We start from the raw sequence: 14,433 nt of genomic DNA, 5'->3' as shown, positions 1-14,433 counted from the left end.
GTCAGATCTCCATGCCGGTCCGCTCGGTGATGCCCGCCCGCCGCCGGTAGTCCTCGACGAGCTCCAGCGCGGCCGGTCCGCGCGGCCGCCGTCCGGGACGGATGTCGCAGGCCATCGCCTTGACCTCCTGGATGTGGGTGTTCGGGTCGAGGGAGAGGTGGGCCAGCTCGTTGGCCGAGTCGCCGCGGCTGTAGCCGTTCCGTCCCCAGTGGTACGGCAGGCCGATCTGGTGCAGCGGCCTGCCCTCCACGATCAGCGGGGTCATCCGCTCGGTGACCAGCACCCGCGCCTCGATGACGGCGCGCGCCGAGACGATGGTGGCCCAGCCGAGGTGGGTCAGGCCGCGCTCGGCCGCGAGCTCCGGGGAGACCTCGCAGAAGAACTCCGGCTGCAGCTCCGACAGGTACGGCACCCAGCGGGACATCCCGCCGACGGTGTGGTGCTCGGTGAGGCGGTAGGTGGTCGTGACGTAGGGGAAGAGCTCCGATCCCGGCTTGCCGTCGCTGGGCTGGTACCGGTTGACCGGATGCTGGATGAGCTCACGGGCCGGGTTGCGCCCGTAGTGGTAGAGCGGGTTCTCCGACGGCGACTCCTGGGGCTCGTAGTGCGCGGGCAGCGGGCCGTCGACGATGCCGGCGGGCGCGTACAGCCACGCCCTGCCGTCCGCCTGCATGATGAAGGCGTCGGTGCCCGACAGCGCGTCCGGGCCCGTGGCGTCCGGCGGCGGCCGGTGGTCCGGGGACAGGGTCGGCGGGAAGTCCGGGGTGTCCGGTCCCGTCCATCGCCCGCGCTCGGCGTCCCACCGCAGGTACGCCTTGCGGTCGCTCCAGGGGCGTCCACCGGGGTCGGCGGACGCGCGGTTGTAGAGGATCCGCCGGTTCGCGGGCCAGGCCCAGCCCCATTCCAGCGCCACGTGGTCCTGTTCCCAGCCGGGCTTGCGGCGCGCGGCCTGGTTGACGCCGTCGGCGTAGACGCCGCAGTAGATCCAGCAGCCGCAGGAGGTCGAGCCGTCGTCCGCGAGTTCGTCGTAGGAGCTCAAGTGCCGTCCGCCGGGGCCGAAGCCGTTGATCTCGGCCAGCACCGCCTCGGCGGACGGCTCGGCCTGGGTGCCCTCGGTCGGGTAGTCCCAGGTCAGGTGTTTGATCGGCAGGTCCATCGGGTCGTCGGAGCTCGCCAGCCTCTCCCGGATCAGCCGGCCGAGGTGGTAGACGAACCACAGGTCGCTGCGGGCCTCGCCGGCGGGTTCGACGGCCTGGTCCCGCCACTGCAGCAGGCGATCGGTGTTGGTGAAGCTGCCCGACTTCTCGGTGTGCGCCGCGGCCGGCAGGAAGAAGACCTCGGTGCGGAGGTCCTCGGTGCGCATCTCGCCCGTCTCGATCTCCGGGCCGTCCTTCCACCAGGTCGCGCTCTCGATCAGCGAGAAGTCGCGGACCACCAGCCAGTCGAGGTTCGCCATGCCCATGCGCTCGTACCGGGAGTTGGACGAGCCGGCCGCCGGGTTCTCGCCCATCAGCAGGTAGCCCTTGCAGACGCCCTCCATCTGCCGCAGGACGGTGTGGTAGGTGCTGTGGTTGCCGGTCAGCCGGGGCAGGTAGTCGAAGCAGAAGTCGTTGTCGGCGGTCGCGTGCTCGCCCCACCAGGCCTTCAGCAGGCTGACCATGTAGGCGGACATCTTGCCCCAGTAGCCCTTGCTCGCCGCCTCGTCCTCGAGGTAGGCCGCAAGGCCTTCGTTCTGCCCCAGGTGCGGCATCGGGATGTAGGCGGGCAGCAGGTCGAACAGCGCGGGGATGTCGGTGGAGCCCTGGATGTTGGCGTGCCCGCGCAGGGCGAGGATGCCGCCTCCGGGGCGTCCGATGTTGCCGAGGAGCGACTGCAGGATCGAGGCGGCGCGGATGTTCTGCACGCCGGTCGTGTGCTGTGTCCAGCCGACCGCGTACCCGATCGCGGTCGTACGGTCGGGGCCGGAGTTGCCGGTGAGGTACTCGCAGACCCGGTCGAAGAGGTCCCGGGGGACGCCGCAGATCTGCTCGACCATCTCCGGCGTGTACCGCGCGAAGTGCCGTTTGAGGATCTGGAACACGCACCGGGGGTGCTGCAGCGTCTCGTCGGTGTAGATCTTCCCGGAGACCTCCGGGCCGCCGGAGCCGTGAGCCTCGACACGCGCCGTCTCGGTCATCAGGAGCATCTCCTCGTCGACCTCGCCGGACGGCGCGGGCATCTCGCTCCCCGCGTACTGCCAGCTCCGGGGGTCGTACACCCGGTGCTCCTCGTCGTAGCCCGAGAACAGGCCGTCGAGGTCCTCGGTGTCCCGGAACTCCTCCCGGACGATCGTCGCCGCGTTCGTGTAGGCGAGGACGTACTCGCGGAAGTACTTCTCGTTCTCCAGGACGTGGTGGATCAGGCCGCCGAGGAAGGCGATGTCCGTGCCGGCGCGGATCGGCACGTGCAGGTCGGACAGCGCGCTGGTCCGGGTGAACCTCGGGTCGACGTGGATCACGACCGCGCCGCGCGCCTTGGCCTCCATCACCCACTGGAACCCGACCGGATGGCACTCGGCCATGTTCGAGCCCTGGATGAGGATGCAGTCGGCGTTCCGGAAGTCCCGCTGGAACGTCGTCGCGCCGCCGCGCCCGAAGCTGGTCCCCAGACCGGGGACGGTCGCGGAGTGTCAAATACGGGCCTGGTTCTCGATCTGGACGGCGCCGAGGGCGGTCCAGAGCTTCTTGAGGAGGTAGTTCTCCTCGTTGTCCAGCGTCGCTCCGCCCAGGCTCGCGATGCCGAGCGTGTGCCGGACGTTCCGGCCCTCGTACTCCCACACCCAGCCGTCCCGGCGAGCGGCGATCATCCGATCGGCGATCATGTCCATGGCCCGGTCGAGCGGGAGCCGCTCCCAGTCGGTCCCGTACGGCCTCCGGTACAGGACCTCGTGCATCCGTGAGGAGCCGGTGGTGAGCTGCAGGCTGGCCGACCCCTTGGGGCAGAGCCGGCCGCGGGAGATCGGCGACTTCGGGTCGCCCTCGATCTGGATGACCCGCTCGTCCTTGACATAGACCTTCTGCGCGCAGCCCACCGCGCAGTACGGGCAGACGGAGTCGACCACCTTGTCCGCGTCCCGGATCCGGGGCCGCAGCCGGGCGGTACGCCGGCTCTTCGCCGCGTCGCCCCGCGGGTCGCCGCCCTTCAGCTGGCGGAGGACCGGCCATGACGCGACCAGCTCGCGCAAGGTCATGTGAGCCGCCTGCCCGCGATCTGTCCCGTTGATACATCGCTTTACCGCACGAAAGCCTCCCCCAGAACGGATGATTACCGCATAGAGGAGACACCCACGAACAGCCTCACCGACCCTTGTCTCGTCCGTCGGTGTTCGGCAGAGCATGATCGAGGAGGACCTGCGCAGCCGCCCGTGCGTGCCGGCCGTAGTCCGCCTCGTCCAGCACCATGGCGCGGCTGGCCGCGCCGTCCGCGAGAGTGGCCAGTTGCTCGGCGAGTGCATCGGGTTCGCGGCAGCCCAGTTTCCTCACCAGGGCGGCGATCAGCCGCACCATTCGCAGTTTCTGGTCGCGGGCGTAGGAGTGGACCGCGCTCTCCGGATCCGGAAACTCCGCGGCGGCATCGATGAACGGGCAACCACGAACCGGCCCCGCGTCCGTTGCGATCTGGTCGAAGAGCATGAGAACCCGCTCCCGAGGGGGGAGGTCCTCGCGGTCCAGAACGCTCTCCAGAGTGGCACCCGTCAGCACGAGACCCTGCAAGTGGGCGATGACCAGGTCGTTCTTGGTCTTGAAGTGCGCGTAGAGCGTCCGCTTCGACACCGGCGCCTTCTCGGCGACCTGTTCCATGCCGGTGGCGTTGATCCCCTGGGCCGCGAACAGCTGGGCGGCAGCGGCCAGAATACGCTCCCGACCTCCGCGTCCCCGCCGTTGAGACACCGTCGGCGTTGTACTCATGAACCAAGTATACGCTACCGTTTACATCACCAGGCGCCTGGTCATGCGTGGAAGGTCGTGGTCGACTCGAGCGGGGCTCGCTTGGTCGTCACCCGGTTCACCGGCGCGGCCTCGTCGGCATGGCCGAAGGAGATACCCACGAGCAGCCTTCCGCCGGTGACGCCGAGTTCGGCGCGCACGGTGTCGGCGTAGAAGCTCAGCAATCCCTGCGGGCAGCCGTTCACGCCGTACGCGGTCATCGCCAGGAGCAGCGTCTGCATGTAGGCGCCGACATCCGCGGCCAGCCGCGCCCCGCCGTCGCCGCCGACGAACAGGAACGCGACGTGTGGCGCGCCATAGAACCCCAGGCCCTCTACGTCGTAGGCCGCGCGTGCCGCGCGATCGTCGCGGCCGATGCCCAGCGCTCCGTACAGCTCCATACATCCGCGAGACGGGAGCCCGTCGGCGTTCCACCACGTCAGGGCGAAGTGCTGAGCCGCTCTTGAGGTACACGGTTGCGTTTACTTCAGCGCTTTGGGTGTGTTACGGTCCGCATGTAAACGCTTCCGTGTACCTGTGTCGATGTTCCGCGGGCATGCCAGGGCACGGCGTCGAGCACCGACCACAGATCGCATGAACGGAGAAGTCATGTCCGACGGCCTTCCGCCCGATCAGACCCTCGTCAAGCCACTTCCAGGAAGGGACACAGCCACTGCTGCCGCATCCGGCGCGTCGGGGCCGAGCGTTCGCCGGCCGAGGCTCGTCCTGGCGCTGCTGGCGATGGCGACCTTCCTGGCCGCGCTCGACCTGCTGATCGTCAACGTCGCCCTCGCTCCCATCGGGCGCGGGATCGGTACGCGCGACCTGTCAGATCTCAGTTGGATCCTGAACGGATACGCCATCGTCTTCGCCGCATTGCTGGTCCCCGCGGGCCGGCTGGCAGACCGCTACGGACGTAAGAGCGCCTTCATCCTCGGCCTCGGCTTGTTCGCCGTGGCCAGCCTGGGCGCGGCGCTGTCGGGGAATCTGTGGCTCCTCGTTGTGTTCCGTGTCATCCAGGCCGCCGGTGCGGCGGTGCTCACCCCGGCCAGCCTTGGCTTGGTCCTTGCGACGGCCCCGCCTGCGAAGGTGCACAAATACGTGCAGATCTGGGCGGCCAGCGGGTCGCTCGCCGCCGCGGCCGGCCCGGCGGCGGGCGGTCTGCTGGCGAACGCGGCCTGGCAGTGGATCTTCCTCATCAACATCCCCCTCTGCCTGGCCGCCATCGCCATGGCGGTCCCCCTGATCCCCAACGTCCGCCACGACCTGGCCACCCGCATCCCCGACCTGCTCGGCGGGTTGCTGATCATCCTCGCCGTCGGAGCCCTCGCCGTCGGGCTGGTGAAGGCCCCGGAGTGGGGCTGGGGTGCGGCGTCCACGCTGGGCAGCCTGATCCTGGCCGCGGTGTCGCTCATGGCGTTCATCGTCCGCTCGTCCCGCGCGCACGTGCCGATCGTGGAACTCGACATCTTCCGGAACCTGGTGTTCTCCTCGGCGAACGTGGCGGTCGTACTGTTCTACGCCTCATTCACACTCCAGCTGCTGGGCATCATCCAGTGGCTCGAACAGCAAGGCGACTGGTCGGTGGTCACGACGGGGTTCGCGGTGGCGCCCGGACCGGGCATGGTGTTCGTCGCGTCCCTGCTGGCCGCGCGACTTGCCCACCGGCTGCCCGTGGGCCTCATCGCCGCAGTCGGTGCCCTCCTCTCGAGTGCCGGCATCGCCCTGATCACCGTCTCCACCGGGGGGCACGCCATCCACTACGCCTCCGGCATCCTCCCCGGCTGGCTCATCGGGGGTTTCGGAATGGGTCTGGCGCTGCCCACCATGTTCTCCTCTGCCACCCGTGACCTCCCTCCCCACCAAGCAGCCACCGGCAGCGCCGTGGTCAACATGGGCAGCCAGATCGGCTCCGTCCTCGGCGTGAGCCTTCTCGTCATCTTCCTCGCTCTGCCCGGCTCCGATCCGCACCACGGCTACGCCATCTCCTGGTGGACCTCCGCCGCGCTCGCCCTCGCCAGCGCAATCGCCGCCCTCGGCCTCAACGCACGCCGACACGCCCCTACGGCCGGCGCTTGAGCGCCCCGGCGCCCTCACCGTCAACCCACCGAACACACGGCGAGGGCGCCGGTCCTCTGCAACCAGACCAGAACAACCACGGGACACCACGATGAAGACTCTCGGTTTCCTTTCCTTCGGTCACTACCAGCCCGTGCCGGGCTCACACACCCGCACCGCCCGCGACGCGTTGATTCAGACCATCGAGCTGGCGATCGCCGCCGAGGAGATCGGGATCGGCATGGCGGCCGTGCGCGTACACCATTTCGCCCGCCAAGCGTCCACGCCCTTCCCCTTGCTCGCCGCCATCGCCGCACGCACACACCGGATCGAGATCGGCACTGCCGTCATCGACATGCGCTACGAAAACCCTTACGCCATGGCCGAGCAAGCCGCGGCGGCAGACCTCATCAGCGGCGGACGGCTTCAGCTGGGACTCGGCCGCGGATCGCAGGAGGTGGCGCTCCGTGGATATGAGGCATTCGGGCACGTCCCCGCTGAGGGGACGAGCGACGCCGACATGGCGCGCCATCACACCGCGCAGTTCCGCCTCGCCATCGCCGGGCACCCCATCGCATCAACCGACCCGGCCGCAGGCCCTTCCACCGGACTTCCCGTTGAACCCCGCTCGCCGGGCCTCACCGAACGCGTCTGGTGGGGCTCCTCTACACGGGCAAGCGCCGTCTGGACCGCCGAGCATGGCATGAACCTCATGAGTAGCACCCTGCTGTCCGAGGACACCGGAGCACCCTTCGACGAACAGCAACGCGAACAGATCGACATCTACCGCGAGACGTGGCGCTCGGCGGGCCACGAACGCACCCCGCGCGTGTCTGTCAGCCGAAGTGTCCTGCCGGTCACCAGCGACGAAGACCGCCTCTACTTCGGACGCACGGCGGACGACCGCGACCGGGTCGGAATTCTCAACGGAGCGATTTCCCGGTTCGGCCGCAGCTATATCGGCGAGCCGGACGTCATCGCGAAGGAGCTCGCCGCCGACGCGGCCGTCGCCGCCGCGGACACCCTCTTGCTCACCATCCCGAACCAGCTCGGCGTCGACCACAACGCGCGCCTCCTGCAGACGATCGTCGATCACGTCGCTCCGTACCTGCGGTAGCGGAGGAGGTCACAGTGCGACGAATGCCAGTCCGCGCTGTTTGAGGGCGGGGATCACGGTCCGCAGCGCCTGGATCGTCTCCGAACGGTCACCGCCGCCGTCGTGGCACAGGATGATGGCACCGGGCTTGCTGTCGAGCATGCTCCTGGTGATCGACGACGTGCCGGGACGGGCCCAGTCGCGCGGATCGATCTCCCAGTCGATGCAGATCATCCCGTGCTCCGCGGCGGTGTCCATCACCTGGGCGGACCAGTTGCCGCCGGGGGCGCGGAAGTACCTCGGAGCGACGCCCGAGGCCTGGGCGATCCGGTCGTGCGCGCCGCCGATCTCCTCCTTGATCTGGGCCGCGCCGAGCCCCGGCAGGTTCAGCGGATGGGTCACGGTGTGATCGCACACCTGGTGCCCGGCGGCCACGATGCGCTCGACCAGCTTCGGATACTGGGCGACCTCCTCGGCGATCAGGGAGAACGTCGCCGGCACCTGATGCTCGGCGAGCAGGTCCAGCATCATCGGCGTCCACCGCGGGTGCGGGCCGTCGTCGACGGTCAGCGCGACGGCGTTGGGCGGAGCGGCCGGCGTCAGATCGTGCAGGCTGTGCACCGGCCGGCGCAGCGCCCGCAGGGATCCGTGCGCGTAGCCGGGGTCGCGTCGCGGCGCGGGTCCGGGCCTGGCCGGGTGCCCGCGCGGCGCGGGCTTCTTCGGCCGGGCGTCCGGCCGCAGCATGCGCAGCAGCTCGGGTACGCCTCCTGCCGCTAAGCCGGCGCCTGCGACGGTGACGGCCAGCAGGGCCTGGCGTCTGTTCGGTCTGCGCATGCCTCCTCCAATCGCCGGTTTCGTCGCTTATGTACCCGTCTTTGCGTCAATGCGTGGCATGACGGATCTTGTGGGCGAGCCAAGCTTTCCGTGGTCGCGACAGTACGATGGGTGATGGGCGTACGGCCCGATGAGCTGCGGGTTCGCCAGGACGGGTCAGGTGGTTCCGGCGCGCCGGTCGGCGAGGAGAGCGCGATGGGTGAGTTGTCCATATGGCACTGGTTGATAGTGCTCGCGGTGGTCATCCTGCTGTTCGGATCCACCAGGCTGCCGGGGGCCGCGCGGTCGCTGGGGCGATCGATGCGCATCTTCAAGTCCGAGACCCACGGCCTGATGACCGATGACGACGAGCCGGACGCGCCGGCGCGCGAGACGCACGAGGGATCGGCACCCGCGCGGGAGGTTCCCGCCGGGCCTGAGGCGTCCGGACAGGGAGTGCCCACCGGGCCGGAGGCGACCGCGCGGGAGTTGCGGGAGGAGGCCGCGCGCCTGCGGGAGGAGGCCGCGCGCCTGGAGGACCAGGCGGATCCGCCGCAGGACCGGACGGTTCCGGGCCGCGACGCCGCGCCCGGCGGGGACCGGAGTCCCGGCCGGGGATGACACGCGCCGCCCGACGGCCGCTCGGAGCGGGATGCTCCGGTGTCCGGGCGGCCGCCCTCTGCGGCGCGTACGGGTCAGGAACCCGCCAGCCAGGGATACCGGGCCGTGTCCGCGTCGGCGTAGTCGGGATCGAGGTAGACGAACAGCCGCTGGATCTCGAAGTCGCGGATCTCGAAGACGTCGCACCAGCGGCCGGCATGCGTGACGCCGGCCCGCCACTCCGCACCGGACGCCGTACGCCCGGAGGAGGTGCCCTCGACGACCAGCAGGTCGCCGTTGTAGGCGAAGTTGAGGTAGGCGTAGTCGTGCTCGATCGCGGCGAGGATTCCGCCGACGTCGGCGAACAGCCGTTTGATCTCGTCCGCGCCGTTCGCGACGCCCCACTTGGGGAAGTACACCTGCGCGTCGTCGGCGAACAGGTCGAAGAAGTCGTCGCCGCGGTCGAGGCGCTTGAGGTACTCCAGTGCCACCGCCTTGCGCTGTTCGTCGGTCATCACCTGAGTGCTCAGGGCCATCGTCTTCTCCTTGACGCTGCCCGGCCGTTCGGCCGGGAGAGGCGGGATTCGGCCTTCCTGCGGTCGATCTCCGCCCGGCGCCGTCCCGTTACCCGCTTCCCCCGCCTCCACCGCGGCGAGGTCGGCCGGCGGGGCGGGCGGCCGTGGAGGCGGCGGGCCGGCGGGAGAAGCGCAGAGCTCCGTCCTCGATGGCGCGGTACCGCAGCGTGATCAGGTCGTGGGCGTAGCTCATGCCGAGCCGCCACGGCGCCCGTGAGCCCGCCCGCGGGAACTCGTCGATCGAGCGCAGCACGTAGCCGGACTGGAAGTCGAGGAGGGGGCGTTCGGCGATCGTGGGATCGTCGTTGCGCGGCACGCACTGGTCGTAGCCGTGGGCGTCGAGGTGCCGCAGCAGCCGGACGACGTACTCGCTGACGAGGTCGGCCTTGAGGGTCCAGGAGGCGTTGGTGTAGCCGACCGTGAAGGCGAAGTTCGGCACGCCGCTGAGCATCATGCCCTTGTAGGCCATCGTCTCCGGCGGCCTGACCTCACGGCCGTCGACGACGAGCCGTACGCCGCCGAACAGCAGCAGCCGCAGGCCGGTCGCGGTGACGACGATGTCCGCGTCGAGTTCGGCGCCCGACTCCAGGCGCAGGCCCGTCGGGGTGAACTCCTCGATCCGGTCGGTGACCACCGACGCGTCCCCCCGGCGGATGGCCCGGAACAGGTCGCCGTCGGGAACGAAGCACATCCGCTGGTCCCAGGGCTCGTACCGGGGCGTGAAGTGGGTGTCGACGTCGTAGCCGGGCGGCAGCCGGCGGAGCAGCCCCTTGCGGATCAGCGACTTGACGACCTGCGGACGGCGGCGGCTGAGCTGGTAGAGCAGCGTGATCACCGCGACGCTCTTCCACCGCACGATCGGGTACGCGCGGCGGCTCCCGAGCAGGCGCCGCAACCTGGTGGCGAGGGGGTCCTCGGCCGGCAGCGCCATGACGTAGGTGGGCGAGCGCTGCAGCATCGTCACGTGCGCGGCCCGCTCGGCCATGGCGGGCACGAGCGTGACCGCGGTCGCGCCGCTGCCGATCACGACGACCTTCTTGCCGGTGTAGTCGAGGTCCTCCGGCCAGTGCTGGGGGTGGACGATCGTGCCGCCGAAGCGCTCCACGCCCGGGAAGTCCGGCGTGTACCCGGCGTCGTACCGGTAGTAGCCGCTGCAGGTGTACAGGAGCCCGCAGGTGAACCGGACCGGCTCGCCGTCGTGCACGGCCTCGACCGTCCAGCGGGCCTCCTCGCTCGACCAGGACGCGGACACGACCCGATGCCCGAACCGGATCTGCCGGTCGATCCCCGCCTCGGTCGCGGTGTCGCGGATGTAGCGCAGGATCGACGCGCCGTCCGCGAGGGCCTTCGCCTGGGCCCACGGCCGGAACCGGTAGCCGAAGGTGTGCATGTCCGAGTCGGAGCGGACACCGGGGTACCGGAACAGGTCCCAGGTCCCGCCGATCGCGTCCCGCGCCTCCACGATGAGGTACGTCTTGCGGGGGAACGCCTCCTGCAGATGGCGGGCGGCGCCGATGCCGGACAACCCGGCACCGATGATCAACACGTCGACGTGCTCGACGCCGGTCATCCGGCCTCCCTTCCCGGCGTGCTCGTACGACCCGCACGGTACGCCGGTATGCCCGAATCTGCGACGTCGCACCCGGCGGCCCGCGTCGTACCGGCGACCGAGGGTACGGGGCTACATGAAGTGAGGATGTGGCGGCACACCGCTGCCGTCACCATGGTGTGTGTGCTTCTGGCCAGGCCGGCGCGGGCCCCGCGCCGGCCTGTGCCCCGGCGCCGGGGGCCGCCGTATAGGGCCCACCGCCGACGCCCCCTGATGTCACGCCCTGTCCCTCGTCCGGCCGACCGGACCCGAGGGGAGGTGAATCGGATGTCGGATGTTGACCGGCACGAACTCCGGATCGGAGTGCTCGGATCGTACGGGGGCCTGAATCTCGGCGACGAGGCCATCCTCGCCTGCGTCCTGGACAGCCTGCGGCAGATACGGCCCACGGCGGAGAGGATCGTCTTCAGCCGTCACCCCGAACACACGAGTGACCGTTTCGGCATCCCGGCGGTGGCCTACGCCGGGGTGTCCCAGGGGCAGCTCGTCGAGGCGGAGACCGGGCTGGACCTGCTCGTCCTCGGGGGCGGCGGGATCCTGCACAACGGCCTCGCGGCCTCGGTGATGCGCCCGGTGCGCCTGGCTCACCAGCTGGGCATTCCCACGTTCGGCTACGCGATCGGGGCCGGGCCGCTCACCGGCCACGAGGAGATCGACGTCGTACGGCAGGTCATCGACCAGATGACCGACCTCACGGTCAGGGACCAGGAGTCGATCCTCGTCCTTGAAGGGATGGGGGTCACCCGGCAGATCTCGGCCACCGCCGACGCGGCGGTGCTGCTGGATCCTGAGGAGTTCACGGAGGAGATGCTGATCCGCGAGGGGATCGACGCCCACACCCGGCTCGTGGGGATCTCGGTGCGGGAGCCGGGAGGCGCGGCCGACAACCTCGACGAGAGGACCTATCACGGGCTGATCGCGGAGATCGCGGACTTCATGACGTGCAGGTACAACGCCCAGGCGGTGTTCGTGCCGATGGAGCGGGGCGACATCGCCCACGCGCACGCGGTGCTGTCGGCGATGAGCGCGCCGGAGAACGCGCGCATCCTCAATCGCCCCTACAGCCCCGGCCAGATCGCCGGGCTGATGCGGCACCTGGAGTTCGCGGTCGGCATGCGCCTGCACTTCTTGATCTTCGCCGCCTGCGCCGGAGTGCCGGTGCTGCCGCTCCCGTACGCCGGAAAGGTCTTCGACTTCGCGCAGACGGTCGGCGCGCCCGCGCTCACCGGCATCGCGAAGAGCCAGGCGGGGCCGCTGCTCGCCCAACTCGACCGGCTCTGGGACGAACGGCACGCCTGCACCGACCGTCTGCGGCAGCGCTTCCAGTTCCTGCGCGAACGCGCCCGAGAGAACCAGGAGCGTTGCCGCACCCTCATCGATCGACTGGATCCGGTCTCCTGATGTCCACAGATCCCTTCTTCCACAACGCGCTCGAGCACGGGCTGGTCGGTGACGGAAAGGCCAACGACCAGCCCGCCCTGCAAGACCTGGTCGACAGGCTCGGGGACGCCTACCTGGACGATGGCCGGCCGCGCACCATCTTCTGCCCGGCGGGCCACTACTCGATCCGCGACCGGGGCACCGTCTGGCGGAGCGGCGTCTCCCTGATCGGGGCCGGCCCGGCGGCCACGCGGTTCTCCCTGGCGAACCCCGGCGACCCGACCACCGCCACCCCCCTGGCCTACTTCACCACGCTGCAACACGGCGCTGGTCCCCAGAACCACATCGCCGACTGCACCTTCGCGCACTTCGAGATCGACGGCTCCGGTGTGATCCTGTCCGAGTACAACGTGCTGTCCAAGGGACTCGGCCTGCAGTACGTCCTCCGGGGAAGATTCCGCGACCTGTACATCCACGACACTCCGGCCACCGGGTTCGGCTGCGACTTCCTGCAGGACACCTTCGTCGAGAACCTGCTGATCGTCCACTGCGGGCGGCTGGAGCGCAGCGGCGAGTGGCTGGGCGGTGCCGGCATCGGCATCGGCACCGGCGGCTGGGGCTCCGTCGAGCGCTGCACGGTCTCCTCATGCACCACCGTGCGCAACGGCACGAACGGCATCTTCTTCGAACTGCAGAACCGGGAATGGCCGCCGACCCGCGGGATCCGGATCATCGGCTGTCACGCCGAGGGCAACCGGTTCGGGATCTCCGACTGGGGAACGGACGGGCTGGTCGTCTCCGGCTGCACCCTGATCGGCAACCATCAGGCCGGTTACGACGTCTCAGCCCTGGGCACGTCCGCCGTCGCCGGGCGCGGCGGGGTCATCACCGGCTGCGTCATCGAGCACAACGTCTGGGACGGTGTCGCGATCGGCAACACCCCGGGCCCCTACACCTTGGCGGGCAACCGCATCAGCCGCAACGGCCGTTACGGGTACTGGCAGCACAATCTGGCCGCGGGCCCTCAGGAGGCGGCCGCCAACATGATCATCGACGCCAACGAGTTCTGGGACAACGGCCTCGACGGCGTCTTCGTCGACTCGGCGCTCGCCGATCCCGACATCGCCGGCAACCGGATCCGCAGCAACGGCCGGCAGTGCGAACCGGCGGACGAAGGCGAGGGCCACACGGTGTTCTACACGGCGCACTCGTTGATGGACACCTCGGCCGCCTGGCGCACGGACGGGCACATCGGCAAGTGGGTCACGGCCGGCGGGCAACAGGCCGTCGTGATCAGCAACACCGCCACCGAACTCGTCCTCGCGCCCTCACGTCCCGGTGCCGCCACCGCGTGGTCCGAGGGCACCCCGGAACCCGGCGTACCGTACAGGCTGCCCGACGCACCCGGGGTCAGAGCCGGCATTACGCTGGCCGCGAGCGTGCACAGTCCCTCGATCCACGACAACCGCGTATGGGACGGCGAACCTCGCAAGACCCAGACCCACGGGCTCGTCATCACCGATCGCGGGACCTGCGGTGTCGCGTGGGTCCACGACAACGACTTCGAGGGGAACGGCGTCGCCGCCGTCCGGTTCGACACCGAGCCCTCCGGCGGTTGCTGGCACCACAACCACGGCCTGGACGGATGTCCCCCATCGGAATGACCCCTGGCAACGACCCGGGCAGCCGGGCCGTCCGGCCCGCCGGGCCGCCGGGCGCATCCCCCCCGTCGGGCAGGTCGGTGACCGCGCCGGTCCGCTAGGGCAGCATCGCGGCGAGGTCCTTCGGCATCTCCGCCTTGATATCGTCCCACTCACCCTCGGTGATGTAGACCCTGAGCGCCTCCGCGACCGTGCGCACCAGGTCCTCCAGACCGCCCTGGATCTCGTACGGCGGCATCTCCGCCCGTATCTGGTCGAGGAACTCGTCTCTGTGCATCTTCTTCGGCACCTGGCTCGGATGCCATCCGTCGTAGTACATCCCCCGGACCAGCATCGGAAGCTGGGCGGCGAAGTCGACGGCCTCGTCGACCGTCAGCCGGTCGCGCAGCGCGTGCAGCACAGCGCGCAGGGCGTTGTAGGACTGGTTGCGCCGCTCCTTCGGCCAGTCGTAGGACTCCTCGATCAGGTGCAGGATGCGGTTGGTCTTGTCGACGGTGGTGTCGATGGAGTGGTATCCCGTCTGGGGCATCGCAGCGCCTCCGTTCCTCCGGCATCGCACCGCCCGCCGTCGCAGCGCCCCTGCCCACGCACACCTGCGGCAATCTCTGCCATCAACTCTTTTGCCGGGATTTTCCTCCGCTGCCGCGCGCCCATCCCACGGGCCGAGGGGAGCCGG

General features: G+C 69.8%; 12 protein-coding genes. 5 read left to right on the top strand and 7 right to left on the bottom strand.

The genetic code is table 11. The features are described 5' to 3' along the window. Nucleotide 1 precedes the first annotated feature (1 nt). The 3 genes from fdh to NDW01_RS04930 all read right to left on the bottom strand — a co-directional run bounded on the left by fdh (nucleotide 2) and on the right by NDW01_RS04930 (nucleotide 4,366). Nucleotides 2-3,229 carry a formate dehydrogenase gene (gene fdh / locus NDW01_RS04940; protein ID WP_252816964.1) on the bottom strand — a complete coding sequence of 1,076 codons (3,228 nt, stop codon included), beginning with the start codon at nucleotides 3,227-3,229 and terminating at the stop codon, nucleotides 2-4. A gap of 106 nt (nucleotides 3,230-3,335) precedes the next feature. Next, nucleotides 3,336-3,947: a TetR/AcrR family transcriptional regulator gene (locus tag NDW01_RS04935; protein ID WP_252816961.1), complete on the bottom strand. Its 612-nt coding sequence runs from the start codon at nucleotides 3,945-3,947 to the stop codon at nucleotides 3,336-3,338. Between the two features lie 41 nt (nucleotides 3,948-3,988). Further along, nucleotides 3,989-4,366, bottom strand: coding sequence for a nitroreductase family protein (locus NDW01_RS04930; RefSeq protein ID WP_252816959.1), 378 nt, complete (start codon nucleotides 4,364-4,366; stop codon nucleotides 3,989-3,991). Nucleotides 4,367-4,574: 208 nt separating this feature from the next. On the opposite strand from NDW01_RS04930, the gene NDW01_RS04925 reads away from it, so the two are divergent. Beyond that, a complete protein-coding gene (locus tag NDW01_RS04925; RefSeq protein ID WP_252816958.1) occupies nucleotides 4,575-6,044 on the top strand; it encodes an MFS transporter in 1,470 nt (489 codons plus the stop codon). Nucleotides 6,045-6,135: 91 nt separating this feature from the next. Beyond that, on the top strand, nucleotides 6,136-7,140 hold the full coding sequence (locus NDW01_RS04920) for an LLM class flavin-dependent oxidoreductase (RefSeq protein ID WP_252816957.1): 1,005 nt from the start codon (nucleotides 6,136-6,138) through the stop codon (nucleotides 7,138-7,140). Nucleotides 7,141-7,149: 9 nt separating this feature from the next. Here the strand turns inward: NDW01_RS04920 and NDW01_RS04915 are convergent, their stop codons facing one another. Further along, nucleotides 7,150-7,953, bottom strand: coding sequence for a polysaccharide deacetylase family protein (locus NDW01_RS04915; protein WP_252816956.1), 804 nt, complete (start codon nucleotides 7,951-7,953; stop codon nucleotides 7,150-7,152). Between the two features lie 195 nt (nucleotides 7,954-8,148). Here NDW01_RS04915 and tatA point away from each other — a divergent pair, with 195 nt between their 5' ends. Then, on the top strand, nucleotides 8,149-8,553 hold the full coding sequence (gene tatA, locus NDW01_RS04910) for a Sec-independent protein translocase subunit TatA (RefSeq protein WP_252816955.1): 405 nt from the start codon (nucleotides 8,149-8,151) through the stop codon (nucleotides 8,551-8,553). 74 nt (nucleotides 8,554-8,627) lie between these two features. Here tatA and NDW01_RS04905 read toward each other — a convergent pair whose 3' ends face one another. Next, nucleotides 8,628-9,068 (bottom strand): nuclear transport factor 2 family protein, encoded by a 441-nt coding sequence (locus NDW01_RS04905; protein WP_252816954.1) that lies wholly within the window; start codon nucleotides 9,066-9,068, stop codon nucleotides 8,628-8,630. A gap of 88 nt (nucleotides 9,069-9,156) precedes the next feature. Continuing rightward, a complete protein-coding gene (locus NDW01_RS04900) occupies nucleotides 9,157-10,677 on the bottom strand; it encodes a flavin-containing monooxygenase (RefSeq protein ID WP_252816953.1) in 1,521 nt (506 codons plus the stop codon). Nucleotides 10,678-10,983: 306 nt separating this feature from the next. Here NDW01_RS04900 and NDW01_RS04895 point away from each other — a divergent pair, with 306 nt between their 5' ends. Together NDW01_RS04895 and NDW01_RS04890 are read left to right on the top strand one after the other, a co-directional pair. After that, nucleotides 10,984-12,117 carry a polysaccharide pyruvyl transferase family protein gene (locus tag NDW01_RS04895; protein WP_252816952.1) on the top strand — a complete coding sequence of 378 codons (1,134 nt, stop codon included), beginning with the start codon at nucleotides 10,984-10,986 and terminating at the stop codon, nucleotides 12,115-12,117. Continuing rightward, on the top strand, nucleotides 12,117-13,760 hold the full coding sequence (locus NDW01_RS04890; protein WP_252816949.1) for a right-handed parallel beta-helix repeat-containing protein: 1,644 nt from the start codon (nucleotides 12,117-12,119) through the stop codon (nucleotides 13,758-13,760). The genes NDW01_RS04895 and NDW01_RS04890 overlap by 1 nt, the downstream gene beginning before the upstream one ends. A gap of 94 nt (nucleotides 13,761-13,854) precedes the next feature. Here NDW01_RS04890 and NDW01_RS04885 read toward each other — a convergent pair whose 3' ends face one another. After that, nucleotides 13,855-14,286, bottom strand: a complete 432-nt coding sequence (locus NDW01_RS04885) for a DUF2267 domain-containing protein (RefSeq protein ID WP_252816947.1) — start codon at nucleotides 14,284-14,286, stop codon at nucleotides 13,855-13,857. Nucleotides 14,287-14,433 lie beyond the last annotated feature (147 nt).

The sequence above is a fragment of the Actinoallomurus soli genome, from assembly GCF_024055715.1.
Lineage (GTDB): Bacteria > Actinomycetota > Actinomycetes > Streptosporangiales > Streptosporangiaceae > Actinoallomurus > Actinoallomurus soli.
This window is presented reverse-complemented; position numbering and strand designations above follow the sequence as displayed.

Bases quoted from the DNA above. Each gene is read 5' to 3' on its own strand.
- NDW01_RS04905 (WP_252816954.1), bottom strand. From the start codon at position 9,068: ATGGCCCTGAGCACTCAGGTGATGACCGACGAACAGCGCAAGGCGGTG.
- tatA (WP_252816955.1), top strand. From the start codon at position 8,149: ATGGGTGAGTTGTCCATATGGCACTGGTTGATAGTGCTCGCGGTGGTC.
- NDW01_RS04885 (WP_252816947.1), bottom strand. From the start codon at position 14,286: ATGCCCCAGACGGGATACCACTCCATCGACACCACCGTCGACAAGACC.
- NDW01_RS04925 (WP_252816958.1), top strand. From the start codon at position 4,575: ATGTCCGACGGCCTTCCGCCCGATCAGACCCTCGTCAAGCCACTTCCA.
- NDW01_RS04935 (WP_252816961.1), bottom strand. From the start codon at position 3,947: ATGAGTACAACGCCGACGGTGTCTCAACGGCGGGGACGCGGAGGTCGG.
- NDW01_RS04920 (WP_252816957.1), top strand. From the start codon at position 6,136: ATGAAGACTCTCGGTTTCCTTTCCTTCGGTCACTACCAGCCCGTGCCG.
- NDW01_RS04900 (WP_252816953.1), bottom strand. From the start codon at position 10,677: ATGACCGGCGTCGAGCACGTCGACGTGTTGATCATCGGTGCCGGGTTG.
- NDW01_RS04915 (WP_252816956.1), bottom strand. From the start codon at position 7,953: ATGCGCAGACCGAACAGACGCCAGGCCCTGCTGGCCGTCACCGTCGCA.
- NDW01_RS04895 (WP_252816952.1), top strand. From the start codon at position 10,984: ATGTCGGATGTTGACCGGCACGAACTCCGGATCGGAGTGCTCGGATCG.
- NDW01_RS04930 (WP_252816959.1), bottom strand. From the start codon at position 4,366: ATGGAGCTGTACGGAGCGCTGGGCATCGGCCGCGACGATCGCGCGGCA.
- NDW01_RS04890 (WP_252816949.1), top strand. From the start codon at position 12,117: ATGTCCACAGATCCCTTCTTCCACAACGCGCTCGAGCACGGGCTGGTC.